Below are 23,202 nucleotides of genomic sequence, written 5' to 3'. Positions count from 1 at the left end.
CGGACGCGAAGCGTCCAAAGATGCATTCCCACGCAGAGCGTGGGAACGATCAGTCGAGGTGAATATGTACAACTGGATCAGCGCCCTCGCCGACCTGCAAACCCGCGGCGAACCCTGCGTGCTGGTGACGATCATCGAAGAACTCGGCTCCACCCCACGCAACTCCGGTTCGAAGATGGTCATCAGCGCCAGCCAGACGTTCGACACCATCGGTGGCGGGCACCTGGAATACAAGGCCATGGAAATCGCCCGGCACATGCTCGCCAGCGGCCAGCAGAACACCCATCTGGAGCGCTTCAGCCTCGGTGCGAGCCTGGGCCAGTGCTGCGGCGGCGTCACCGTGTTGCTGTTCGAACCCATGGGCCAGGTCCAGGCGCAAATCGCCGTGTTCGGCGCCGGCCACGTCGGCCGCGCCCTGGTGCCGCTGCTGGCGAGCCTGCCCTGCAAGGTGCGCTGGATCGATTCGCGGGAGGCGGAGTTTCCCGAACACCTGCCCCATGGCGTGCACAAGATCGTCAGCGAAGAGCCACTGGACGAAGTCGACGACTTGCCCGCCGGCAGCTACTGCATCGTCATGACCCACAATCATCAGCTCGACCTGGAACTGAGCGCCGCGATCCTCAAGCGCAACGACTTTGCCTACTTCGGCCTGATCGGTTCGAAGACCAAACGGGTCAAGTTCGAGCATCGCCTGCGTGATCGCGGTTTCGACAGCGCCGCCTTGCAACGCATGCGTTGCCCCATGGGCATCGGCGAAGTCAAAGGCAAGTTGCCTGTGGAAATCGCCATCTCCATCGCCGGCGAAATCATCGCCACCTATAACGCGGATTTCGGCCAGCACACCGCCCGCGCCGAACCGATCGCCAAGCTGCTGCCGGCCTCGCGCCGCAGCCAGGCGAACCGTTGAACACTCGTTGAGAATTCCCATGCCCCTGACACGCAAAGCCTACCGCGCCGCCCTGCTCCACAGCCTCGCCGACCCGGCCGAAGTCGGTATCGAGGCGTCCTATGAATATTTCGAAGACGGTTTGCTGGTGGTGGAAAACGGCCAGATCAGCGCCATCGGCCACGCCCGTGACCTGCTGCCGACCCTGGCAACTGACATCGAAGTCACTCATTACCCGGATACGCTGATCACCCCCGGCTTGATCGACACCCACATCCACTTGCCGCAGACCGGCATGGTCGGCGCCTACGGCGAACAGTTGCTGGACTGGCTCAACACCTACACCTTCCCCTGCGAAAGCCAGTTCGCCGACAAGGCCCACGCCGATGCCGTGGCCGATATTTTCGTCAAGGAACTGCTGCGCAACGGCACCACCACCGCGCTGGTGTTCGGCAGCGTGCACCCGCAATCGGTGAATTCGTTTTTTGAAGTGGCCCAGAAGCTCGACCTGCGGATGATCGCCGGCAAAGTGATGATGGACCGCAACGCCCCGGACTACCTGGTCGACACAGCCGAATCCAGCTACACCGAGAGCAAGGCGCTGATCGAGCGCTGGCACGGCAAGGGCCGCCTGCACTACGCGGTGACCCCACGCTTCGCGCCCACCAGCACTGCGGAGCAATTGACTCTGGCCGGTCAGTTGCTGGGGGAATATCCCGATTTGTACATGCAGACCCACATCAGTGAAAACCTGCAGGAAGTGCAATGGGTCAAAGAGCTGTTCCCGGAGCGCAAGGGTTACCTGGACGTCTACGACCACTACCAACTGCTCGGCGAACGCTCGGTGTTCGCCCATGGCGTGCACCTGTGCGACGACGAATGCGCTCGCCTGGCCGAGACCGGTTCGGCCATCGCCTTCTGCCCGACCTCGAACTTTTTCCTGGGCAGCGGCCTGTTCAACCTGCCGATGGCCGAAAAACACAAGGTGAACGTGGGGTTGGGCACGGATGTGGGCGGCGGCACCAGTTTTTCGCTGCTGCAAACCCTCAACGAAGCCTACAAGGTGATGCAGCTGCAGGGTGCGCGGCTGAGCCCGTTCAAGTCACTGTACCTGGCCACCCTCGGCGGCGCCCGGGCCCTGCGCCTGGAGGACAAGATCGGCACGCTGCAGCCGGGTTCCGATGCGGACTTCCTGGTGCTGGACTACAACGCCACGCCGCTGCTGGGCTATCGCCTCAAGCAGGCCAAGGACATTGCCGAGCGGTTGTTCGTGCTGATGACGCTGGGGGATGACCGGACGGTGGCACAGACTTATGCGGCCGGTAAATTGGTGCATCAGCGCTAGATTTTTGATCATTCCCACGCTCTGCGTGGGAATGCCTCAACGGACGCTCTGCGTTCGGCTTTTGGGACGCGCAGCGTCCCGGGCTGCGTTCCCAGAGCGTGGGAACGATCAGGCTGATTCAACCCCTCAAAGCTTAGCGGTCGACCGCCCCGGCTTCTTGCTCTGCAACAAATGCGAGAACACCGCATGCAAGTCATCCGACGCGCTTTCCTCGTCGAGGTTGAGCTTGCTGTCGATGTGGTCCATGTGATGCATCATCAGGTCCACGGCCAGTGTGGCATCGCGGGCCTCGATGGCGTCGATCAACTGAGTGTGTTCGTCATAGGAACAGTGGGAACGGTTGCCGCTTTCGTACTGGGCGATGATCAGCGATGTCTGGGACACGAGGCTGCGCTGGAAGCTGATCAGCGGGGCGTTCTTCGCCGCTTCGGCCAGCTTGAGGTGGAACTCGCCCGACAAACGGATGCCGGCGCCGCGGTCGCCACGGGAGAAACTGTCGCGTTCGTCGCTGACCATCTGCCGCAGCTCAGCCAATTGTTCAGCCGTGGCATGCTGCACCGCCAATTCGGTGATCGCCCTTTCCACCAGGCGCCGGGCCATGAAGACCTGGCGAGCCTCTTCGACACTCGGGCTGGCCACCACGGCGCCGCGGTTGGGCCGCAGCAACACCACGCCTTCGTGGGCCAGGCGTGACAGCGCCCGACGAATGATCGTGCGGCTGACCCCGAAAATCTCCCCCAGTGCCTCTTCGCTCAACTTGGTACCGGGCGCCAGGCGTTGTTCGAGGATAGCCTCGAAGATATGCGCATAGACAATATCGTCCTGGGTTCCGCTGCGGCCGGCTTTACCGGCTCGCGGTTGTTTCTTGAGGGGTTGCAACTGTTCGTTCATGGGCACTCGGGTCGGGAAAACGGCGGCGAATTGACCGTGACTGTAATACGGCACAGCGGGTCGCTGGCAAGTATCGCGTAAATGACACGGCGATTGTACACAACCTCTGATGGCAACACGACTGTACGGCTGTTTGCGGGCATGGCTGTATTGCAATCGGCTACTGCGTTGAGTTTAGGCTTAAAACCAAAACCCTGTGGCGAGGGAGCTTGCTCCCGCTGGCGTGCGGAGCACGCCCAAACAGACCGACGCCGTATGGCCTGACCCACCGCATCGGCTGGTTTTGGGGCGGCTGCGCCACCCAGCGGGAGCAAGCTCCTTCGCCACCGGGCTGCTTCAGATTCTGCCAATTTATAATAAGGATCATCGTCCACCATGACCGAAGTCACGACCACGCCACTTCGTCCATTCGCCGACACCTCACCCTCGGCCATCGTCGCCGGGTTCATCGCGATGATGACCGGCTACACCAGTTCCCTGGTGCTGATGTTCCAGGCCGGGCAGGCAGCCGGGCTGACCAGCGGACAAATTTCTTCGTGGATCTGGGCAATTTCCATCGGCATGGCGGTGTGTTCCATCGGGCTATCGCTGCGCTATCGCACACCGATCACCATCGCCTGGTCGACACCCGGCGCAGCGCTGCTGATCACCAGTCTGGGTGGCGTGAGTTATGGCGAGGCCATCGGCGCCTATATCACCTGTGCAGTATTGGTGACGATCTGTGGCCTGACCGGCAGTTTCGAGCGCCTGGTCAAGCGCATCCCGGCCTCGCTGGCGGCGGCGTTGCTGGCGGGGATCCTGTTCAAGATCGGCAGCGAGATCTTTGTCGCCACCCAGCATCGCACCGGCCTGGTGCTGGGGATGTTTTTCACCTACCTGATCGTCAAGCGCCTGTCGCCCCGCTATGCGGTACTGGCGGCATTGTTGATCGGTACGGCGCTGTCGGGCCTGTTGGGGCTGCTGGACTTCAGCGGCTTTGCCCTGGAAGTCGCGACACCGGTGTGGACCACGCCGCACTTTTCCCTGGCGGCCACCATCAGCATCGGCATTCCGTTGTTCGTGGTGGCAATGACCTCGCAGAACATGCCCGGCATCGCCGTGCTGCGGGCCGACGGCTACAACGTACCGGCCTCGCCGCTGATCACCAGCACCGGCATCGCTTCGCTACTGCTGGCGCCGTTCGGCTCCCACGGCATCAACCTGGCGGCCATCAGCGCGGCGATCTGCACCGGCCCCCACGCCCACGAAGATCGCAACAAGCGCTACACGGCGGCGGTCTGGTGTGGGATTTTCTACGGGATTGCCGGGGTGTTTGGCGCCACGCTGGCGGCGTTGTTCGCGGCGCTGCCCAAGGAGCTGGTGCTGTCCATCGCGGCCTTGGCGCTGTTCGGCTCGATCATCAATGGCTTGAGCATCGCCATGAGTGAAGTGAAGGAGCGGGAAGCGGCGTTGATCACCTTCATGGTCACGGCGTCGGGGCTGACGCTGTTCTCCATCGGTTCGGCGTTCTGGGGGATTGTGGCGGGGGTGTTGAGCCTGGTGATTCTGAACTGGCGCAACGCCTGAAAGCATCGCGAGCTTGCTCGCGATAGCGGCCTGAAGGTCACTCAATACCCAACAGACAGGCACAAAAAAACCGGCCCCCAAACGGGCAGCCGGTTTCGGAACATCATCGGACCATCAAGCGACCGGGTTGATCGGCTTTTCCGGGTACCAGACGTCCATCAGCGGGCTCACTTCAACGCTGGTCAGCTCAGGACGCGCCTTGAGCCAGGCTTCAACGGTAGCGCGCTGCTCTTCGGAAACCGAACCACGCTTCTGCAGGCAAACCAGACCGTAGTCGTCGCCGCCGACGTAGCCCAGGCCGTTGGCCTCCATGGCTTCTTTCAGGAAAGCGTCGAGGAAAGCGTCAATAGCCTCATCGGCCAGATCTTCTTTGAAATCCAGGTTCAGTTCGAAACCCAGCTCTTGAAATTCATCCACGCACAGTTTTTTGCGCAGACGCTGGGAACGGTTAGTCGCCATTGGAACAATCCTCATAAGTAATAACGGCCGGCACTTTACCAGTTTGGTGCGTCGTTTGCCCGACTGATCGGGTGTATCGACCTACCGTCGGTAAAAAATAGCGGCCGAAGGGCTCAGGCACGGCCCCAGCCGTTGCGGCTTGGGGCATAATGCCGACACTTTCATGACCGTTGAGGGCGTTCATTTTCATGTCCTCGTCTTTTCCCCCTCGCCCGTAGGGTTTTATTACAAATGATCAAATCTTTGCGTCCACTGCTTCTGGCCAGCCTTCTTCTTCCCCTGGCCCTCCCTGTCACCGCCCACGCCGCCACGATCAACACTGCCCTGTCGCCCAATGTGCAAAAAGCCCTCAAGGCCAGCAAACTGCAGAATGACGCCCTGTCCCTGGTGATGGTGCCGCTCAATGGCCCCGGCACTCCGACCCTGTACAACGCCGACGTTTCGGTCAATCCAGCGTCCACCATGAAACTGGTGACCACCTACGCGGCCCTGGAAATGCTCGGCCCCAATCACCAGTGGAAAACCGAGTTCTACACCGATGGCACTCTCAGCGGCGGGATCCTCAACGGCAACCTGTACCTCAAGGGCGGCGGCGATCCCAAGCTGAACATGGAAAAACTCTGGCTGCTGATGCGCGACCTGCGGGCCAACGGTGTGCAGCAGGTCACCGGCGACCTGGTGCTGGACCGCGGCTTCTTCATCCAGCCGCAACTGCCCGAATTCAACGACGACGGCAACGACGAAAACAAACCGTTCCTGGTCAAGCCCGACTCGTTGCTGGTCAACCTCAAGGCCCTGCGCTTCGTCGCCCGCAATGACGGCGGCCGGGTACTGGTGTCGGTGGAGCCGCCAATTGCGAGCATTCGCATCGACAATCAGGTCAAGGCCGTCAACTCCAAGCAATGCGCCGGCGGTGTGCGCTACAACCCGGTGGCCCAGGCGGACGGCAGCGTGACGGTGACCGTCGGCGGCCAGCTCGGTGACGGTTGCAGCTCCCAGACCTACCTGTCGCTGCTGGACCATGCTACCTACACCGCAGGAGCGGTGCGGGCGATCTGGAAAGAGCTGGGCGGCAGCATCCAGGGCACGGACCGCCTGGCCGCGACCCCGAGCAACGCCAAGGTGCTGGCCCGGGCATTCTCCCCGGACCTGGCGGAGATCATCCGCGACATCAACAAATACAGTAACAACACCATGGCCCAGCAGTTGTTCCTGAGCCTCGGCGCACAGTTCCGTAACGAAGCCGACGGTGATGACGCCAAGGCCGCGCAACGGGTGGTGCGCCAGTGGTTGGCCAAGAAAGGCATCACCGCGCCGCACCTGGTGATGGAGAACGGCTCCGGCCTGTCCCGCGCCGAACGGGTCAGCGCCCGGGAAATGGCGGCCATGCTGCAAGCCGCCTGGCGCAGCCCGTACTCGGCCGAGTTCATCAGTTCGATGCCGATTGCCGGCACCGACGGCACCATGCGCAAACGCCTGAAGACCACCGCCATGGCCGGCGAAGCCCATGTCAAGACCGGCACCCTGAACACCGTCCGCGCCATCGCCGGCTACAGCCGTGACATCAATGGCAACACCTGGGCGGTGGTGGCGATTCTCAACGATCCGAAACCTTGGGGCGCTTCGTCGGTGCTGGACCAGGTGCTGCTGGACCTGTACCGCCAGCCGAAACTGCCGCAGACGGCTTCGGTGCTCTAATCCCGCCAGAGATCAACTGTGGGAGCGGGCTTGCTCGCTCCCACACTTCGCCCCCATATACCCATAATGCTATTCACTTAAGGCATTCGATGAATCTGTGGCGAGGGGATTTATCCCCGCTGGGCTGCGAAGCGGCCCTGAACCCAGCCACCGAAGTATGCCGGGTTGGTTACATTCAGTCTTTTGGGGCTGCTACGCAGCCCAACGGGGATAAATCCCCTCGCCACAATGATTCAAACCATCCTTAACTGAACGGCACTACCATATACCCAGCCTAAGTGGCTAACCCAACTGCACCTCAACCCGATCCCGCCCGGCCTGCTTGGCCGCATACACGCCCGAGTCAGCCCTTAGCAGCAACGCATCGGCGCCTTCCCCGGCGCGCCAGGTGGCGATACCGAAGCTGGCGGTGACAAACCCCACGCCCTCGATGGGCGCCGCCCGCAAGCCTTCCCACAACTCCAATGCCAAGGTGTAGGCGCTGTCGCTGTCAGTGTCCGGGCACAGCACCACGAACTCTTCGCCCCCCAGCCGGCAGAACACATCGGTGCGCCGCAACCGTTGGGCGACACGCTGGCAGACGGCCTGCAACACCCGGTCGCCCACTGCGTGGCCATGCTGGTCGTTGATGCGCTTGAAGTGGTCAATGTCGAGCATGATGACCGCCAGTCCTCCGGAACCGCGCTCGACCCGAGCCATCTCCGAAGTCAGGCGCTCCTGGAAATAGCGGCGATTGCGAATACCGGTCAGCGCGTCGGTCACGGACAAGGCCCGCAGCTCTTCTTCCACGCGCTTGAGGTCGGAAATATCCGAGATATACCCGTGCCACAACACCCCGCCGCCGGGCAGCTCCTCGGGCGTGGCCTCGCCGCGTACCCAACGCAGGCCGCGCAAGGGCAGTTGCACCCGGTACTCTTCCCGCCACGGGCTCAAGGTGTGGGCCGAAGCGCGAATCGAAGCGCGGACACGCGTGCTGTCCAACGGGTGAATGCGCGAGAAAATCGCCTCGGCGTTCTGCACCAGCACATCGGGTTCCAATTCATAGATGTCGCGAATGCCGTCGCTGGCATAGATCACGCTGAAGCGACCGTTGAAATCCATTTTGAACTGGTAGATCCCCCCGGGCACGTGGGCACTGAGCTTTTTCAGCAACACATCACGGGCAGCCAACGCTTCGTGGACGCGCTTGCGTTCGGTGATGTCGATGCAGATCGCCAGGTGCCCGATCCACAGTCCCTGGTCATCGAGCATCGGTGTGGCGAGCATGTTCACGGTCAGGTGGCTGCCATCGCGGCGCACCAGGGTCCACTCCCGCGCCTGCTGCCCGCCCTGTTCGCCGCCCTCGAGCAACATCGCGTGGCACGCCGGAATCGGCTTGCCAAAGCGCGCGCCGAGTTGGGCGGCGCGGGCCTGGAGTTCGCGCGGTACATGCAGGCTTTCCAGGGTCATGCTCTGCAGGACCTCGCAACTCGGGTAGCCGAGCATCTGCTCGGCACCGGCGTTGAAGGTGGTGATGACGCCGCGCAGGTCCGTGGCGATGATCGCGACCTGAGTCGCGGCATCCAGCACACCACGCAACTGCCCATGGGTACCGCGCAGCTCCTGCTCCCGGGCGCGTAGTTCACGGGTGCGTTGCTCTACCAGTTTCAAGGCCCGCTGCCGCTGGCTGACCAGTACATAGAGCAAGACGCTGAGCAGCAGGCTGAGCAAGCCGCCAAGTATCACCATACTGGTGACCGAAGAATGATTGGTGGACAGGAACACCCGGCTGGGCCGCAACTCCACCCGGTAGTCGCGATCGGCCAGGCGCAACAGGCGAGTCGCCGACAAATCGCTACGGCCCGGCGGGTTGTGGGATTCGAACAGCGCCTCCTCCGCGTTTTCGGTAGACAGGTCCATGACACGCATCGACAGATTGTCGTGACTGGACGCTGGCAGCCCGTCACCCGCCAGTTGGCGCATGCTGATGGCCGCCACCACGTACCCGAACGGTTCGCTGGCCGACTCCCGGGTGACCGGCGCAACCAACAGTACCCCCCGGGCAAATACCGGGTCGGCGCCCATCAGGTCCAATGGCTGCGAAACCACCGGCCCGCCTCGCTGGCGGGCCCGCTCAACGGTGGCACGGCGCAAGGGTTCGGAAAGCAGGTCCAGGCCCAGCGGTGTCCCGTAGGAAGCCTGGCTCTGGATGTAGCGCAGCGGTGCGTATTCATCTCGTTCGGCGGCCTGTCGCAGGCCACCGCTACCGTCCGGCTCGCGGATCGTGAATTGAGTGGCCCCGTCGGCTTGCGCTTGTTGTTCGAACGATTGCCGTTCGTCGCGCAGCACCCTGGGCGCCCAGGCGAACGCCCGGATACGGCGCAATAGCACGTCAGCGTAACCACGGAATTCGTTGTTGGAGACATCTTCAGAGTTGGCAAAGAAACGCCTGAGGCTGTCGAGGCGTTGCTCCTGATCCTGGAAGTGTTCCTCGATGCGGCTGAAACGCTCCTCGGCTTGCAGCTCGAAGCGCTGGCGCAGTTGCTGGTGGAACAGATTCATCATCGCCCAAGTCAGCAAGCCGGTCAGGAACATACCGGCCAGCAGGACCAGCGAAGCGACCAGCCAGGCCGACACGTCTTCGCTGATAAAGCCCAGGATCCTGGGACGCACCTGATGCAATGCCATAAACACAACTCAGAAAGGAACCAGGCATAGGCACAGCCCTGGACACAGCCTAAGTTATAGCTATTCGCCATCACTTTAGCCAGTCCCCAACGAGGCTAGAAGCCTTGAATTACAAGGCTTCGTGGATCCAATCAGCCCCGACTCAACGCGCCATGATCTTCCAGGCGCGGTGGATCTTGCCGTTGCGGGCAAAATCCGGATCAATCGTCTTGGCGGTGATCTCTTCCACCGCATAACGCTCGCCGAGGTTGTCCTCGAGCTGGAACTTGCGGAAGTTGTTGGAGAAATACAGCACGCCGCCAGGCGCCAGGCGCGCCATGGCCAGGTCCAGCAATTGGACATGGTCACGCTGCACGTCAAAGATGCCTTCCATGCGCTTGGAATTGGAGAAGGTCGGCGGGTCGATGAAGATCAGGTCGTACTCGTCACGGCTGGCCTCAAGCCAAGCCATCACATCGCCCTGCTCCAGGCGGTTCTTCTCCGAAAAACCATTGAGCGACAGGTTGCGGCGTGCCCAATCCAAGTAGGTTTTCGACAGGTCGACGCTGGTGGTGCTCCGCGCCCCGCCCTTGGCCGCATGGACGCTGGCGGTCGCGGTATAGCAGAACAGGTTGAGGAAGCGCTTGCCGGCGGCTTCTTTCTGGATCCGCAGGCGCATCGGTCGATGGTCGAGAAACAGTCCGGTATCCAGGTAATCGGTGAGGTTGACCAGCAGCTTCACGCCACCTTCGTTGACCTCGGTGAACTTGCCCTGGGCACTCTGGCGCTCGTACTGCTTGGTGCCGCTCTGGCGCTCGCGACGCTTGATCACCACGCGGCTCTTATCCACGTTCAGCGCCTGGGGAATCGCCGCCAGGGCGTCGAACAACCGGGCCGAAGCCTTTTCCGGGTCGATGGATTTTGGCGCGACGTATTCCTGGACGTGTACCCAATCGTGGTACAGGTCAATGGCCATGGAGTATTCCGGCATGTCGGCATCGTAGACCCGGTAGCAGTCCACCCCTTCACGCTTGGCCCACTTACTCAGCAACTTGAGGTTCTTTTGCAGGCGATTGGCGAACATCTGCCCGCCTTCGCTCAACCGCGCCTGCTCCACGACGGGGGCTGGCGCCGGGGCCGGTTTGATCGGGTTACCGTTCTTGTTGTACTGGCGCTCTTGCGGGACTTCCGGGGCCTGATCGTAGGCGGCCTGCTCGCGCTCGGCCTGACGTTGTTCCGGGGTGCGACGCTCACCCGTGACGAACTGGTCTGGCAACACCTTGATCAGCAGCAATTTGCACGGCAAGGCGCCGTTCCAGAACGAATACTGCTTGTGACTGCGAATGCCCATGCGCTTGCCCAGGTCCGGCGCGCCAGTGAACACCGCCGCCTCCCAGTTCAGGCAGGCCTGGCGCAGACGCTCGCCGAGGTTCTGGTAGAGGTAAAGCAGGCTGGCTTCATCGCCCAGGCGCTCGCCGTACGGCGGGTTGCAGATCACCAAGCCCTTCTGGTTCTGGTCCGGACGCGGCTCGAAGGTGGCGACTTCGCCTTGATAGATCTTGATCCATTCGCTCAGGCCGGCACGTTCGACGTTGTTGCGGCCCGGTTGAATCAGCCGTGGGTCAGCTTCGTAGCCGCGAATCCACAACGGTGGCTTGGCCAACCCGGCCTCAGCACGAGCGGTGGCCTCTTCGTGGAGTTTCTTCCACAGCGCCGGCACGTGGCCGAGCCAGGCGGTAAAGCCCCACTGCTGGCGACGCAGGTTCGGCGCCATATCGGCGGCGATCATCCCGGCTTCTACCAGGAACGTGCCCACACCGCACATCGGGTCGGCCAGCGCCCCGCCTTCAGCGGCAATGCGCGGCCAACCGGCGCGAATCAGGATCGCGGCGGCGAGGTTTTCCTTCAGCGGCGCGGCACCTTGCTGCAGGCGATAACCGCGCTGGTGCAGGCTGTGGCCGGAAAGGTCCAGGGAGAGAATGGCTTCGCCACGGTCCAGGCGCAGGTGGATGCGCAGGTCGGGGTTGAGCTTGTCGATGGACGGTCGCTCGCCCGACGGCGTGCGCAGCTTGTCGACGATGGCGTCCTTGACCTTCAAGGCGCCGAAATGGGTGTTGTCGATGCCCGAACCGTGGCCACTGAACTCCACCGCCAGCGTGCCATCGGCCAGCATGTGGTCTTGCCAGTCAACATCCAGCACGCCGTGGTAGAGGTCTTCGGCGTCCTTCATTGGGAAGCGCTTGAGCACCAGCAGCACGCGGTTGGCCAGGCGCGACCACAGGCACAGGCGATAGGCCGTTTCCATGTCGGCCATGCCGCGCACCGCCGAGGTGTGCTCGCGCGCTTCTTCAAGGCCAAGCCCGACGGCTTCCTCGATGAGCAGGCCTTCGAGGCCCTTGGGGCAAGTGAGGAAGAGTTCGAAACGATCGGACATGGGGATTCCAGAGCCTTTGGCTAAGTGGACCGGGCAACGCATTGCCGGGCCAGGTTCAATCAGGTGCTTTTCTCAAGAACACCCGTGTGGCACGAAAGTGTGCCGTGCCACCCTCGCCGCTCAGGTTAAAAGAGCTTAGATGCGAAGGCAGAAAAAAAATTCTGTGCAACAAATTGTGAAAACTCGACCCTTTCGTCGAATAGTACCCGAGTGCAACGGGAGGACATTCTCATCCGAGCCAGACCTACCCCTTTCGGCGCAGGGCCGATCATACAGGGGTCTTGCTCAAAAGCGGTCAACGAACATCAAGTTACTTATCGCCCTAACATCTTTATTGTTACGTGCTTATGACAAAACGATCATTCCATCCATGTGACGCTTTGGTTAGAACTCAACACAGGTTGACGTCGCAACGGCGTCAACACCTCGGCTCGTCACGCCGGCAACGAGCCACCAACGGCAGAATGATTCTGCCCCGGCCTCGATAGAGGTCGACGCTAAGTAACAGTCAACAAGTGAGGGCAACACCCTATGAGAAGACTTAAGCGTGATCCGTTGGAAAGAGCATTTTTACGTGGTTACCAATATGGCGTTGGTGGTAAATCCCGTGAGCTTTGCCCCTTTACTCTACCGTCGGTACGTCAAGCCTGGATCAATGGCTGGCGAGAAGGACGCGGCGACAACTGGGACGGTATGACCGGCACTGCGGGTATCCATAGACTCAACGAACTTCACGCCGTCGGCTGACACAGGGCTTAATACTCAAGAACTCGACAATTTGACACCCATATCGATTTAACCACGCACGTCCCATCCGGACGGCGGGCTACGGCCCAGGGGGCTCCTTCGAGGAGCCCTTTTTAATGCCTGGGCTTTATGTCATTGCCTGAGCTGCGAACACTGTTGTGGCGAGGGAGCTTGCTCCCGCTGGGCTGCGCAGCAGCCCCAAAAAGCCATTGCACGGTGAGCCAGGCAAATGGCGTCAGCCGGTTTCAGGACTGCTGCGCAGTCCAGCGGGAGCAAGCTCCCTCGCCACAAGGTTCCACCCAGCCTTAAGTCAACGCAACGCCGCGATCGCATCCACCGACTCACGGATCAACGCCGGTCCTTTATAGATAAAGCCCGAATAAATCTGCACCAGGCTCGCCCCGGCGGTGATTTTCTCGGCGGCATGCCGGCCTTCGGTAATCCCACCCGCCGCAATGATCGGCAAGCGCCCCGACAGTTCGGCGGCCAGCACCTTCACGGTATGAGTGCTCTTGTCACGCACCGGCGCTCCCGACAACCCACCCGCCTCGTCACCATGCTCCAGCCCTTCGACCCCTTCGCGACCCAGGGTCGTGTTGGTGGCGATCACCGCGTCCATGCCCGTCTCGATCAGGGCCTGGGCGACCTGGGTGGTTTCTTCGTCGGTCATGTCCGGGGCGATCTTGATCGCCAGCGGCACATGCCGGCCATGCATCACCGCCAGCTCGGCGCGTCGCCGGGCCAGGTCGGCCAGCAGTTGCTTGAGGGAGTCGCCGAATTGCAGGCTGCGCAGCCCCGGGGTGTTCGGCGAGCTGACGTTGACGGTCACGTAGCTGGCGTGGGCGTAGACCTTGTCCAGGCAGATCAGGTAATCGTCGACGGCACGCTCCACCGGGGTGTCGAAATTCTTGCCGATGTTGATGCCCAGCACGCCCTTGTACTTGGCCGCGGCCACCCGGGCCAGCAGATTGTCGACGCCCAGGTTGTTGAAGCCCATGCGGTTGATGATCGCCTCGGCCTCGGGCAGACGGAAAAGCCGTGGCTTGGGATTACCCGGCTGCGGGCGCGGGGTGACGGTGCCGATTTCCACGAAACCGAAACCCAACTGGGCGAACCCGTCGATGGCCGCACCGTTCTTGTCCAGCCCTGCCGCCAACCCGACCGGGTTGGGGAATTCCAGCCCCATCACCGTCACCGGCAGGTTCACCGGCGCCTTGCACAGCAAACCGTTGAGGCCCAAACGTCCACCCGCGCCGATCAGGTCCAGGGACAGATCGTGGGAGGTTTCCGGGGAAAGTTTGAACAGCAGCTGACGGGCCAGGGTGTACATGGGTGGGTTTGACTCGATCGACGAAATGAGGCGGGGATTATAGCCGGGGTAAAGGGACAGGAGCGAGCAACCTATGGCTGCTCGCTCTTGGGGCTGGATCAAGGCGTGTTAATACCCTCCGGAGTAAAGGTTCGGCCGGTTGCCTTTAGGTTGGTAAAAATGAGTGGAAAGTAAAGAAGCATCATCATTACGGCGAAACAGCCATTGAGAACATGGCCCTGGGCATCCTCACCGATCTCGGACTCACTCAACAAAGCTGCTGCCGCACCTACGAACAGGCTGACAGTGTGCCCAAACGAAAGGCGTGCCCCTGCAACTTTTATGAATGCATCGGCCAATTGCGTTCTGGTGGGCCACTGAACACCAGCGCGTACCTCCAGGGCCATCTGTTGTAAAGACTCCGGATCAGAAAAGACCGAATCCGGCCCTAACTTGCGTGATAGCACATCCAAACTTTTGCAGGCAGTGAAGGTAGCTACATCGGCTATCATTCCGAGAGCATTCAGCGCGGCTTGAATAACGTCCGCCCCGAAATTGTAACCAAGCCCCTCGGCTGCCCTGGCAGGACCACTCAATGGCATGGCCTTACCCAGTTCTGCCAACGCAAATTGAACCGCGCCATAAGCCGCAGCTGTAACCCCGGTTACCGCTGCGTTCGCGGGACCTGCGTTGTCTTTCAAAGTGAAGAAGGACTGAGCCAGCGCCCGGGCCATGATGTAGACGACTCCGCCGGCTATTGTAGGGAAAAGCTTTGCCGCCGCTCCCGTGAGAACGGCCCCGAGCGTGCTTCCAAATACAGCAATCGCCATGAAAAGACTCCCCGCCCGAGACTTCCAGGTCGCCTCCCCTGCAACCTCCCTGTGGACAGCCCCCATCAGCGTCAACGCTGGCCCTATCATTGCCAGCGCAACGGTCGCCCATGTCCGAGCGGCCTCAGGTGTATCACCTTCGCGCATAGCCTGCTCGACGAGATAGCCAACGTACTGACGCAAACCGGTGGCCAGCGCAATGATCATCCCCGTGTGCCCGGCGACATTCAGCAGGTTGAGCCCTGGCCCTTTGGCGGCTTCGAGCAGTTCCAGGCCGGCCTCGAGCACAGCTTTCAAGCGATCCTCGCGGTTTCCGGTGCCTGCTGCCCCTTCATCTACAAAGCTAAAAATTCCGCTTCTTTCGGCGGGCAGATTACCCTCTTCAACAAATTCGGAAATCCGGGACCTTATAACCAGATCTTCCTGCCCCTGATAAGTGGCGAGACTCTCCAATCCAATGGCTGCTGCACGATCTAAATGCTCAAGACCCGCTGCGATCTGCTTAGGCGACCCCAATCGGCTCAGTTCAAACCCCGAAGTATCCAGCTTTCCAGCGTCAAGCGTCTCTAATGCCCCTGCCGAACCATTTGAAGATGAAACGAAGTCGCTCTGGACAGCCCTCGTAGGAACGCTCGCCCCATTCACAATTTGCATGGTTGTTTCTCCATATTGTTATGTAAACCATCAAAAACTCCTCACCACTCACTCCTCTCCCAAGCGTCATCCCCCATGGGCTGAAACACATCACGCATAACGCCCAATACATAAACTTCCATGGCAAACGCCAGGCCATTGGCCCCGCGGACTTCCTTATAGAGCTGCGACTTTTCCAGGCCCTCGTCCTTCAACCGAACCAGCACCTGCTGCGTGATCGTCTTCAATGCCATCGCGGTGGGGTACGCAGCGGTTTCTCCGTCCGCCCCACGCAGTGTGCGAAGAAACTCATGAATCGCCTTCTCGCCCTGCCCTTCCATGGCCAGCAGCAATTGATACAAGTGCTCGAACTCAGGGTCCGGACGTTTGCTTTGCTCACCAGCAGCCAGCAGGCGCGCTTCCAGCGTCTCCACCGCCGGACTGACGCTGCGATCCAGCGTGCTGGAACCGCTCATGGTTTCAATCTTCATGGTGAACCTCGGTTGCCGTGGAATCGGTGGGGTGCTCGACGAAGCTTGAGCACAAGTCCGTCAGGGTCTGTAACGATGCCTGGTCCAGAGCGCGAACCGACTCCGGCAGGGCGGCGATGCTCGCCAGCAACCTGGGCGCCAACCGTTCCTGGATCGTTTCAACGTCGAATTCCAGCAGTTGATCCGCGAGCCGCAGCACATAGCGCTCCTGCGGGTGATATTCCAGAATCAGTTCGCCGGCCCATTGCTGGCGCAGGCTGTCCCGCAGTTCATGGCCGCGCGGGCGGCAATGCAGCGGCACCAGCACCTGCAGGACTGCGGTCGAATCGACCGGGTGTGCGGCCAGCCAACGTTCCAGCATTTCATCCAGCCATTGCGGCTGGCTCAAGGCTTGGGCGAGCAGATCACGCGCGGCCCGAGCCAGCGCGTGGCGCAATTGCAGGCCCAGGGTTTGCGACTTCAACAAACCGTCAGCCAGTTGCCCGGTGGCGCGCAGAATGCCCTCGGCATAACCCTGTTGAAACGCCTGGGCGTGCAGCGCTTCGGCATCGCGCCGGGCCTGCTCGACACACTCGCGGGCGCGGCGTTGGGCCTCACGCTGCAAGCGCTGGCGGCGACGGGCAGCGGCGATGTCCTCGCGCGCCAGGCGCGCGTCCTCGCCCACAGGCAGGTCAGTCAGGGAGCGGATAGAGTCGAGCATGCTGCACCGCCAGAAAGAACAGGCTTGGATTGGGCTTCGTGAGCGGCCATTGCCGATGCAAGCGCACGACCGCCTCGGAAAATTGCAATGCCAGACGATCGAGCAGCGCGGCGGGAACCTGTTCGTGCCAGCTCCACAACGCATTGAGGCCAGCCGCTTCAACCTGGGCCACGACAACAGGTGAGCGGTCGATCGGCAGACCGCCTCGCCCCCCTAAGCTGTAACTCGCGAAACGACGAACCGACATCGGCAGGCAACCCAGCGCAGCGCCTCGTGCCAGATCGGGCATCAAACGATAAGCGCCCATCAGCAAGGCGATATAAGGCAATCGTCGCCAGTGACGAACCCATTGTTTCGCCACGCCGGTCAGTGGCATCGATGGCCAAGGCCCTTGCATCGCCAGCCCTTCGAGCACGATCCGGTTAAGTAGGCTCCACGCCTCGGCCCCCTCGAATCTCGCGGGCACCACCAGGCGCTGAGGATGCAGATACCCCAAAGGCTCAGCGAGAATCTGCTGCAAGCAGTCAACGTCCGTCATCACGCCGCCCTGCACTTGACTGACGATAGGCCCAGGCACCAGCGGCCAACAGCGACCCGCCGATCAGCGCCAGCCACCACGGCCAACTCGGACGCCCCTGAGCTGCGATAACCGTTGGCGCGACATGCTGGATGGACGCGCGCTTGGACAGCACCACCGAGACGTTCTCGTACTCCACCGCCGCAAAACTGTTCTTGAGAAAACGCTTGATGTCGGTGATCAGCAACTGCGGTTCGACATCGCGCTCATGCAGCACCACCGCCGAGAGATGGATAGGCGGCGACTTGCGCCCGCCTTCACCGGCATCCAGGTCATAACTGACATGCACCCGCGCGGAAACCACACCTTCGAGCACCGCCAGCGACTGCTCGATGCGCTGCTCCAACGCCGAATACAACCGGGCTTTTTCCGCGCGGGGCGAGGCCACCAGGGAATCGGCGGGAAACATCTCCGCAACCTGCAGGCGTGGCCGGGACGGCAACGAATAAAGGTTGAGCAGATCGACGGCGGCGGAAAAATCCGACTGATCGATTTTCACCGCATAACCGGCTTTGCCGGCGTCGACTTTCACCGCCGCGATGTTGTTGCGTTGCAAGACCGAAAGCACTTCATTGGCCTGCTGCTGATCCAGCCCTTCAAGCAGGCTCGGTTGGCGACACCCCGCCAGCGCCAGGCCCAACAGCAGCAACACCACGCCCGCTTTCATGACGCACGCAACAAGGTTTCTGCCGTGCCTACGGCCTTGCGCACCAGCACGTTGAGCAAGTTGATATCGACGTTGTATTGCCCGGTCATCTCCTGCAACTGGGCCAATACTTCAGGGTCGCTGATATCCGGACGCAGCAGCAACTGATTGATCGCGGCGACTTCCTGGCCGCTGTCCACGGCGGAACCGGCAAACGCCTCGATCAAGCGCGATTCCAGTGACACGACCGGGCCTTCCTGCGGACCGCGCAGTTCAATGAAGGTCGAGCCGTGAACGAGCGAAGGGGAAACACTGAGGATGGACATACGATGCACTCATGAAAATGGCCATCGTCACGGCGATGGCCAATCGAAAAAAGCCAGCGTCAGCGGGCCGCCTGGATGATCGCCATGTCGATGTCCTTGAAGCCCTTGATGGTGTTGGTCTGGGCGTTGCGAAAGACCGTGTAGGAGGAAAACGCGGTCTGGTAGGCCGCTAGCAGCCCAGGGTCAGAGGCATCTTTTTTCAGGTCCTCCAGCGCTTTATCCAGGACGTCCTTGAGTTTCTGTGCACCGAGTTCGAACGCAGCAGCTTGCTCGCCGAGAAAGTCGTCGGGAAATGTGATGGGTAAACCGATACCAGCCATTGCTCACCTATTGTGTCTGTTTGGAAAAAACCAGGACGAAGCACTCGTCTTGACGTAGCCCTGCGGGCCGGTTTGAAACGACAGGCCCTTGAGCGCGTCGTCCTTGAGCTCGACAGTGAAATGCACGTAGCGATCACCCCACTGCCGGTAAAAGCGGTCGACATACTGGCGAGTGGCGGCCAGTTCGGAATCCTGCAGGTTGCCCTCGACGGCGAACGTGACACTGTCCGCGTGCTCGATCCGGTTGAAGGCCAGGGCCAGGCGTTGCAAGCCGCCCTGCGCCAGGTCGGCGAGCAGCGTGTCATCCTGCATCTGCACCACGACGTCGCGGGCATAAGGCGCCGCCGCGAGCAGCACATCGAGCAGTTGCGCTTGCTTGTCCGGCGTGAGCAGGTTGCGCTGGGTGCTGAGCAGCAGCCGCGGCGTCGACGGGTCCTTGAGGTCCAGGAAGTGCCAGGCCAGTTGCGGATCGTGATCGATCAGCACCTGCTCCAGTCGACCACGCTCCTGGTCCCTCATCAGCACCTTGCCGTTCAGGGCGTTGTGGCGCGTCAGCACCTGTCGGCTCCAACCGGCATCGCGTTCGGAAGACACAAAGACGTAGACCGAATGATCGCGCCCCGACAGCACCTGAACCTCGGCACTGCCGCCGCTGATCAACGCGCGAATATCGGTTTCCGGCGCAGGCCCCGGCATCGACCAAAGCCCCATCACGGTAACCAGAACAATCAGCGCCAGACCGCCGGCGCCCCAGCGCATCCAAGGGGCCCGCCAACGCTCGAGAGCGCTGGCATTGGACGGCGTCTCGGGTGCTTGACCCAGGCATTCGGGCGCCCAGGGTTGGTGTTCAGGACGCAAGACGATTTGCAGGCTGCCGATCTGCACCCTGGCCTGGAAGGCACAATGGCGTACCTCCACCGAATCGCCGAGCAACCGCAACGGCACACCGTCCGCCGTGGCCTGGTCGGCCAGCACCTCGAAATTGCAGCCACCTTCCTCCAGGGGAACGAAGAGGGTTTCAGCCGGAACGCTGGCAGAACGGACGCCGTCCCCGAGCACATCCACAGCCCCCACCACGAACAGGGTCGCGCCTTCACCCAGCGGGAACTCACAGCCTTGCAACGGGCCATTGAGTATCCGCAAGACGCAGGGCTGTAGAGGGAGGGCCGTCGGGACTGTCACCGTCCTAACTCCAGGGCAGTCAAATGAGCAGGCAGGTTAGAAAGGCCGGCCCCAGGGTTCCTGATGCAAATCTGCCGATTGCCTCCCGCAAAGGATCAGAATCCCTGGACCAGCCCGGCTCACGGTGCTGCCATTCGCGCCTGGGTGAACGCCTGATAGCGTTTCCAGACTTTGCGGGCATAGCGAAGCCGCGCCGCTTGACGGTGAGGCGAATGGCCGGCGTTGTAGGCGCCGACTGCCGTCCAGTTGTAGCCATAGCGGGCGATGAATTCGGCCAGCACCTGGGCACCGACTTCCACCGACAGGCACGGCTCATCCAGCAGACGCTGCTCGGTAATGCCTTGGGCATTCAATCGGGGCAGGTGGATGCTGTTGATCTGCATCAGCCCGATATCGCGGGTGCCGTTGCGGTTGTGGTTGATTGCGTCTGGCCGCTGCCCGGATTCGACATCGGCAATCGCTTGCAGCAGCTCGGGTTCGATGGCATGCAACTGCCCCGCCCTGCTCCAGCACCAGGCGTGCGCCTGGGTCACGCCCAGACCCAGGCCAAGACAAAACAACCACTTGCCGCTGCGCCGCATCATGCCAGGAGTCGCTCATGGGTCCAGGCCGGCTGCGCTTGAATGCGCTCGCGCAGGATCCGCGCCCGTACGCAACCCGGATCGTGCTCCAGGCACTGCTCGATCATCCGCGCCGCCTGCTCACTGCGTAGCCAGAACCAGTGATGCCAGGCCTGGAAATACAGCACATCAGCCCGGTCGGCGGACAACAGGCAGCGCCGGAACAACACTTCGGCTGCCTGGTCACAGCCGCGCAAACTGGTCAGCAATGCCAGGCGGGTCAATGCCGAAAGATTGCCGGGGTCCAGCGCCAGTGCATTGGAAACTGTCGCATGCGCCTGCTCGATTGCCGCCGCCGGGTTGCCCAGGCCGATCATCACCTGCCCCAGCCAGACATCCGTGAGGCCGCACCAGGGTGGCGCGTACCCGGCATCGAGTTTCAGACATTGCCGGAACAGCACCTGGGCATCGTCCAGGCTTTGCGCGGTGTATTGCTGCAGGCTGCACAGCCCACGCAGATAGGCCACCGCCACCGAATAGGAACCGCAGCGCTCACCCACCGGACGCAACCCGGATACGCGCTGCGCCACCAGGCACGTCAACGCACCAAGCGCCTCCCCCGGATCACCAGCGTCCAGTGTCTGGCCATGCAACAGCGCCTGATCGCTGCCGCGAATCAACTCCACCGACCAGTAACGCTGCTCACCCGAACCGACAGAACGTCCGCTCAGGCAGTAGTCCGCCGCCAACCGCTGCACCTGCGAGCGGACGTCGTTCGATGCGCCGCAGCCTGCTATCAAGCCCGAGGGAATGACGTGCAAGGCCTCGCCGAATGCGGTGCTCAACTGCCGGATTACCAGGTCCTGCAAATCCAGCGCCGCCGTCTCGTCCAGGTTGCGAAACGGCAACACCGCCAGCGAAGGCGCCATCGCCTTCACCGGGTCCGGCGCATCGAGCTCAACCACCGGCTCGGTGAACCGATAACCCTGGCCGTACACCGTTGCGATGTAATCCTTGTTGTCCTTGAGCAACTTGCGCAGCGCATAGATACAGCGGGTCAACGACTCCTCCGCGGCATCCATCCGTGGCCAGGCATGGTCCAGCAGATATTCCTTGCTGACGACGGTCCCCGCCGAACTCAGCAACAAGCGCAGTACTTGCAACTCTTTGGGTGGAACATGAACTCCTTGTCCATCTCGCATCAGCGTTCCATCGCTTTGCAATAGCCAGCGGTCAAAAACGAATGACCTGCCCGGCGTTTGATCAGTTGTACTGTCCATACTCTGAGACTTCTCTATAGAAAGTGACTGAAGCGCGATTGAGCCTGTCGGGTGGAAAGGCTCGGGATGGCGAGCTGCGTGACTATAGGAAGATGTGTGGGAGGATTCCGTAGGGTGGCACGCCTATTAGCTAAAGAAATCACGCCTGTAACCGTAGGAAAAATGCCTAAATGCGAGGCGCAGCCACGTAGAGGACGCTTGGTCGTTGACCTTGACGGTCTCGACCAAGCTGTCGTTCCGAGCAGCGGCCGTTGCGCCATCGAGCGTATCGCCGATTACCGCTTTCAAAATCACGAAGGTGAAGACAGCCAGAGACGCATGGCAACTTCAGAGCATCCCTGAAGACAATGATGTCCACTTAATCAAAGTGGGTAAGAGAACATGCGAATTAATCTTATCCATTCGCAACGCCGATAGGCAGCTTGAGTTCGCGATAATCGACAGGACTTGGCGTTTTACTTTCAGGCATGCCCTTGATCTGGTGTAACATGTCTTTGGTTGGCAATATGAATTGCCCCTCGTTTCTGGACAATATCAGCGTATCGATATTTTCACCCTGCCTTAAATGATGAATGACCTCATCAATAGCAAATGCGCGCGATTCATTCAATGGATGATCCCCTTTGTTTACCCAAATATGCAGGTGCAAGGTAGCGGTCGATGGTGCTACCGGAAAATGGAAAAACAGATTGATTTTATCTTTTTCAGCAGACACCCCATAAATATCAAGTAGATGCTGAAGACTGTCCATCTTCAGCTTTTCCAGCATCTCGACATCACCCTGTTCCAGGTCCAATATAGAGGTTAATGATTTCACGCCCGACATTGATTCAGCGCGACGCTGATTTAATTCAATCTTCTGACTAGTCGTTTTTTTTCCTATCGAAAGATCACCGTTGATTTCCTGGATCAAATCCTGTGGCGCTGTTGGATGAACAGCCCAGGCCATCAGCTGGATACCTTCTGGTCTAGTGGACAGATCCGTGGTTTTTCCTTCGGTGTAAGTTTTCGACATGTAGGGAATATTCGGGTAAATCAGGAATCCATTGTCCATTCCCAACGGGGCGGAGTAATAGAAGACATCGGGGTTTTCTTTGTAAACCTCGTCGTATACCTTGTTGCCTGACTCCCGATTGTTACCGTACAGCAGCTCAACCAAAAATTGGGTGACAGGTGCATCTTTGTATGTTTGCTGGAGCTGCGCCAGATTAGTAGTTCCCAGCGTTACCTGAGCCAAGTCGTCAGTCTGATATTTTTGCAACCCTCTTGGGCTTAGCCATCTAAAAGCGCCGTAGTCATCTTCAAGTTTTTTTGATATATAGGCGCCATGATTAAAATCGGCGACACCTGAATTGTCTGACTTGATCAAAACTTGATATTTATCCTGACTCAACTGGCTTAGTATGTTCCGATTATCATCTATACCATAAGCATCCAATGTTCTGCTGATCTCCGAATATTTATGTGTCTTCGGGTAGACCTGAGAGTTACGTACTGCCTGTACATCCGGCGCCTGATGTCGGGACTGACTCGAATCAGCGAGCTTAGTCGCAGCAGAATACTGCAATACCTGAATTGAAGTCATTAATAAACTCCTGTGATTGTCATGCTATAAATGACAGGTACGTTGGCTGCGCTCAGTGGCCAAGGCTTCTCTGAACGTACTGCACCGGCAA

At 60.6% G+C, this 23,202-nt stretch carries 22 protein-coding genes; 5 read left to right on the top strand and 17 right to left on the bottom strand.

Translation table 11 applies throughout. From position 1 onward, the window contains the following. The first annotated feature begins 64 nt into the window (after positions 1 to 64). Both xdhC and guaD read left to right on the top strand, forming a co-directional pair. Complete coding sequence (gene xdhC / locus BLU76_RS13375) at positions 65 to 907, top strand: xanthine dehydrogenase accessory protein XdhC (protein ID WP_092223055.1); 843 nt, start codon at positions 65 to 67, stop codon at positions 905 to 907. A 19-nt stretch (positions 908 to 926) separates the two neighbouring features. After that, a complete protein-coding gene (gene guaD, locus BLU76_RS13370; RefSeq protein ID WP_092223053.1) occupies positions 927 to 2,231 on the top strand; it encodes a guanine deaminase in 1,305 nt (434 codons plus the stop codon). A 126-nt stretch (positions 2,232 to 2,357) separates the two neighbouring features. Here guaD and BLU76_RS13365 read toward each other — a convergent pair whose 3' ends face one another. Then, entirely contained in the window at positions 2,358 to 3,122 is a 765-nt protein-coding gene (locus BLU76_RS13365; protein ID WP_003183531.1) for a GntR family transcriptional regulator, read from the bottom strand. A gap of 375 nt (positions 3,123 to 3,497) precedes the next feature. On the opposite strand from BLU76_RS13365, the gene BLU76_RS13360 reads away from it, so the two are divergent. After that, the gene (locus BLU76_RS13360; RefSeq protein WP_092223051.1) at positions 3,498 to 4,688 is read left to right on the top strand and encodes a benzoate/H(+) symporter BenE family transporter; all 1,191 of its coding nucleotides are present in this window, start codon (positions 3,498 to 3,500) and stop codon (positions 4,686 to 4,688) included. 114 nt (positions 4,689 to 4,802) lie between these two features. On the opposite strand, the gene BLU76_RS13355 is transcribed toward BLU76_RS13360, so the two are convergent. Beyond that, positions 4,803 to 5,147 carry a YggL family protein gene (locus BLU76_RS13355; RefSeq protein ID WP_092148478.1) on the bottom strand — a complete coding sequence of 115 codons (345 nt, stop codon included), beginning with the start codon at positions 5,145 to 5,147 and terminating at the stop codon, positions 4,803 to 4,805. Beyond that, positions 5,137 to 5,337 carry a hypothetical protein gene (locus BLU76_RS30745; RefSeq protein WP_139211603.1) on the bottom strand — a complete coding sequence of 67 codons (201 nt, stop codon included), beginning with the start codon at positions 5,335 to 5,337 and terminating at the stop codon, positions 5,137 to 5,139. Before BLU76_RS30745 ends, BLU76_RS13355 begins: the two co-directional genes overlap by 11 nt. Before the next feature lie 41 nt (positions 5,338 to 5,378). Between BLU76_RS30745 and dacB the strand changes: the two genes are divergently transcribed. After that, positions 5,379 to 6,845: a D-alanyl-D-alanine carboxypeptidase/D-alanyl-D-alanine endopeptidase gene (gene dacB / locus BLU76_RS13350; RefSeq protein ID WP_092223049.1), complete on the top strand. Its 1,467-nt coding sequence runs from the start codon at positions 5,379 to 5,381 to the stop codon at positions 6,843 to 6,845. A gap of 282 nt (positions 6,846 to 7,127) precedes the next feature. Here dacB and BLU76_RS13345 read toward each other — a convergent pair whose 3' ends face one another. Both BLU76_RS13345 and rlmKL read right to left on the bottom strand, forming a co-directional pair. After that, positions 7,128 to 9,512 carry a sensor domain-containing diguanylate cyclase gene (locus BLU76_RS13345; RefSeq protein WP_092223047.1) on the bottom strand — a complete coding sequence of 795 codons (2,385 nt, stop codon included), beginning with the start codon at positions 9,510 to 9,512 and terminating at the stop codon, positions 7,128 to 7,130. A gap of 142 nt (positions 9,513 to 9,654) precedes the next feature. Beyond that, a complete protein-coding gene (gene rlmKL / locus BLU76_RS13340; RefSeq protein WP_092148487.1) occupies positions 9,655 to 11,925 on the bottom strand; it encodes a bifunctional 23S rRNA (guanine(2069)-N(7))-methyltransferase RlmK/23S rRNA (guanine(2445)-N(2))-methyltransferase RlmL in 2,271 nt (756 codons plus the stop codon). 531 nt (positions 11,926 to 12,456) lie between these two features. On the opposite strand from rlmKL, the gene rmf reads away from it, so the two are divergent. Next, positions 12,457 to 12,672, top strand: coding sequence for a ribosome modulation factor (gene rmf, locus BLU76_RS13335; protein ID WP_003223300.1), 216 nt, complete (start codon positions 12,457 to 12,459; stop codon positions 12,670 to 12,672). Positions 12,673 to 12,982: 310 nt separating this feature from the next. On the opposite strand, the gene BLU76_RS13330 is transcribed toward rmf, so the two are convergent. The 12 genes from BLU76_RS13330 to BLU76_RS13275 form a co-directional block, all read right to left on the bottom strand. Beyond that, on the bottom strand, positions 12,983 to 14,002 hold the full coding sequence (locus BLU76_RS13330; RefSeq protein WP_092223045.1) for a quinone-dependent dihydroorotate dehydrogenase: 1,020 nt from the start codon (positions 14,000 to 14,002) through the stop codon (positions 12,983 to 12,985). Between the two features lie 98 nt (positions 14,003 to 14,100). Beyond that, a complete protein-coding gene (locus tag BLU76_RS13325; protein ID WP_256572675.1) occupies positions 14,101 to 15,465 on the bottom strand; it encodes a hypothetical protein in 1,365 nt (454 codons plus the stop codon). Positions 15,466 to 15,506: 41 nt separating this feature from the next. Then, a complete protein-coding gene (locus BLU76_RS13320; protein WP_256572674.1) occupies positions 15,507 to 15,935 on the bottom strand; it encodes a hypothetical protein in 429 nt (142 codons plus the stop codon). Then, on the bottom strand, positions 15,925 to 16,635 hold the full coding sequence (locus BLU76_RS13315) for an oxygen-regulated invasion protein OrgB (protein ID WP_092223106.1): 711 nt from the start codon (positions 16,633 to 16,635) through the stop codon (positions 15,925 to 15,927). The genes BLU76_RS13320 and BLU76_RS13315 overlap by 11 nt, the downstream gene beginning before the upstream one ends. Continuing rightward, positions 16,607 to 17,173, bottom strand: coding sequence for a secretion system protein (locus BLU76_RS13310; RefSeq protein WP_092223043.1), 567 nt, complete (start codon positions 17,171 to 17,173; stop codon positions 16,607 to 16,609). Before BLU76_RS13310 ends, BLU76_RS13315 begins: the two co-directional genes overlap by 29 nt. Continuing rightward, positions 17,160 to 17,879 (bottom strand): EscJ/YscJ/HrcJ family type III secretion inner membrane ring protein, encoded by a 720-nt coding sequence (locus BLU76_RS13305; RefSeq protein WP_092223041.1) that lies wholly within the window; start codon positions 17,877 to 17,879, stop codon positions 17,160 to 17,162. The genes BLU76_RS13310 and BLU76_RS13305 overlap by 14 nt, the downstream gene beginning before the upstream one ends. Continuing rightward, positions 17,876 to 18,184, bottom strand: a complete 309-nt coding sequence (gene sctI, locus BLU76_RS13300; RefSeq protein ID WP_092223039.1) for a type III secretion system inner rod subunit SctI — start codon at positions 18,182 to 18,184, stop codon at positions 17,876 to 17,878. Before sctI ends, BLU76_RS13305 begins: the two co-directional genes overlap by 4 nt. Before the next feature lie 59 nt (positions 18,185 to 18,243). Then, positions 18,244 to 18,504, bottom strand: coding sequence for a type III secretion system needle filament subunit SctF (gene sctF / locus BLU76_RS13295; RefSeq protein ID WP_072340799.1), 261 nt, complete (start codon positions 18,502 to 18,504; stop codon positions 18,244 to 18,246). A gap of 3 nt (positions 18,505 to 18,507) precedes the next feature. Continuing rightward, positions 18,508 to 19,686 carry a PrgH/EprH family type III secretion apparatus protein gene (locus tag BLU76_RS13290; protein WP_092223037.1) on the bottom strand — a complete coding sequence of 393 codons (1,179 nt, stop codon included), beginning with the start codon at positions 19,684 to 19,686 and terminating at the stop codon, positions 18,508 to 18,510. A 119-nt stretch (positions 19,687 to 19,805) separates the two neighbouring features. Next, complete coding sequence (locus tag BLU76_RS13285; protein WP_092223035.1) at positions 19,806 to 20,270, bottom strand: transglycosylase SLT domain-containing protein; 465 nt, start codon at positions 20,268 to 20,270, stop codon at positions 19,806 to 19,808. After that, complete coding sequence (locus tag BLU76_RS13280) at positions 20,267 to 21,448, bottom strand: winged helix-turn-helix domain-containing protein (protein ID WP_256572673.1); 1,182 nt, start codon at positions 21,446 to 21,448, stop codon at positions 20,267 to 20,269. Before BLU76_RS13280 ends, BLU76_RS13285 begins: the two co-directional genes overlap by 4 nt. A gap of 472 nt (positions 21,449 to 21,920) precedes the next feature. Then, entirely contained in the window at positions 21,921 to 23,111 is a 1,191-nt protein-coding gene (locus BLU76_RS13275) for a m7GpppX diphosphatase (RefSeq protein WP_092223031.1), read from the bottom strand. Positions 23,112 to 23,202 lie beyond the last annotated feature (91 nt).

Source organism: Pseudomonas sp. NFACC08-1 (assembly GCF_900106735.1).
GTDB lineage: Bacteria > Pseudomonadota > Gammaproteobacteria > Pseudomonadales > Pseudomonadaceae > Aquipseudomonas > Aquipseudomonas fluorescens_Q.
Note: the sequence above shows the minus strand (reverse complement) of the source record. Positions and strands in the feature narration are given on the sequence as shown.

What these genes read in the sequence shown, in the direction of transcription:
- xdhC (WP_092223055.1), top strand. Translation starts at nt 65, where the DNA reads ATGTACAACTGGATCAGCGCCCTCGCCGACCTGCAAACCCGCGGCGAA.
- guaD (WP_092223053.1), top strand. Translation starts at nt 927, where the DNA reads ATGCCCCTGACACGCAAAGCCTACCGCGCCGCCCTGCTCCACAGCCTC.
- BLU76_RS13365 (WP_003183531.1), bottom strand. Translation starts at nt 3,122, where the DNA reads ATGAACGAACAGTTGCAACCCCTCAAGAAACAACCGCGAGCCGGTAAA.
- BLU76_RS13360 (WP_092223051.1), top strand. Translation starts at nt 3,498, where the DNA reads ATGACCGAAGTCACGACCACGCCACTTCGTCCATTCGCCGACACCTCA.
- BLU76_RS13355 (WP_092148478.1), bottom strand. Translation starts at nt 5,147, where the DNA reads ATGGCGACTAACCGTTCCCAGCGTCTGCGCAAAAAACTGTGCGTGGAT.
- BLU76_RS30745 (WP_139211603.1), bottom strand. Translation starts at nt 5,337, where the DNA reads ATGAAAATGAACGCCCTCAACGGTCATGAAAGTGTCGGCATTATGCCC.
- dacB (WP_092223049.1), top strand. Translation starts at nt 5,379, where the DNA reads ATGATCAAATCTTTGCGTCCACTGCTTCTGGCCAGCCTTCTTCTTCCC.
- BLU76_RS13345 (WP_092223047.1), bottom strand. Translation starts at nt 9,512, where the DNA reads ATGGCATTGCATCAGGTGCGTCCCAGGATCCTGGGCTTTATCAGCGAA.
- rlmKL (WP_092148487.1), bottom strand. Translation starts at nt 11,925, where the DNA reads ATGTCCGATCGTTTCGAACTCTTCCTCACTTGCCCCAAGGGCCTCGAA.
- rmf (WP_003223300.1), top strand. Translation starts at nt 12,457, where the DNA reads ATGAGAAGACTTAAGCGTGATCCGTTGGAAAGAGCATTTTTACGTGGT.
- BLU76_RS13330 (WP_092223045.1), bottom strand. Translation starts at nt 14,002, where the DNA reads ATGTACACCCTGGCCCGTCAGCTGCTGTTCAAACTTTCCCCGGAAACC.
- BLU76_RS13325 (WP_256572675.1), bottom strand. Translation starts at nt 15,465, where the DNA reads ATGCAAATTGTGAATGGGGCGAGCGTTCCTACGAGGGCTGTCCAGAGC.
- BLU76_RS13320 (WP_256572674.1), bottom strand. Translation starts at nt 15,935, where the DNA reads ATGAAGATTGAAACCATGAGCGGTTCCAGCACGCTGGATCGCAGCGTC.
- BLU76_RS13315 (WP_092223106.1), bottom strand. Translation starts at nt 16,635, where the DNA reads ATGCTCGACTCTATCCGCTCCCTGACTGACCTGCCTGTGGGCGAGGAC.
- BLU76_RS13310 (WP_092223043.1), bottom strand. Translation starts at nt 17,173, where the DNA reads ATGACGGACGTTGACTGCTTGCAGCAGATTCTCGCTGAGCCTTTGGGG.
- BLU76_RS13305 (WP_092223041.1), bottom strand. Translation starts at nt 17,879, where the DNA reads ATGAAAGCGGGCGTGGTGTTGCTGCTGTTGGGCCTGGCGCTGGCGGGG.
- sctI (WP_092223039.1), bottom strand. Translation starts at nt 18,184, where the DNA reads ATGTCCATCCTCAGTGTTTCCCCTTCGCTCGTTCACGGCTCGACCTTC.
- sctF (WP_072340799.1), bottom strand. Translation starts at nt 18,504, where the DNA reads ATGGCTGGTATCGGTTTACCCATCACATTTCCCGACGACTTTCTCGGC.
- BLU76_RS13285 (WP_092223035.1), bottom strand. Translation starts at nt 20,270, where the DNA reads ATGATGCGGCGCAGCGGCAAGTGGTTGTTTTGTCTTGGCCTGGGTCTG.
- BLU76_RS13280 (WP_256572673.1), bottom strand. Translation starts at nt 21,448, where the DNA reads ATGCGAGATGGACAAGGAGTTCATGTTCCACCCAAAGAGTTGCAAGTA.
- BLU76_RS13275 (WP_092223031.1), bottom strand. Translation starts at nt 23,111, where the DNA reads ATGACTTCAATTCAGGTATTGCAGTATTCTGCTGCGACTAAGCTCGCT.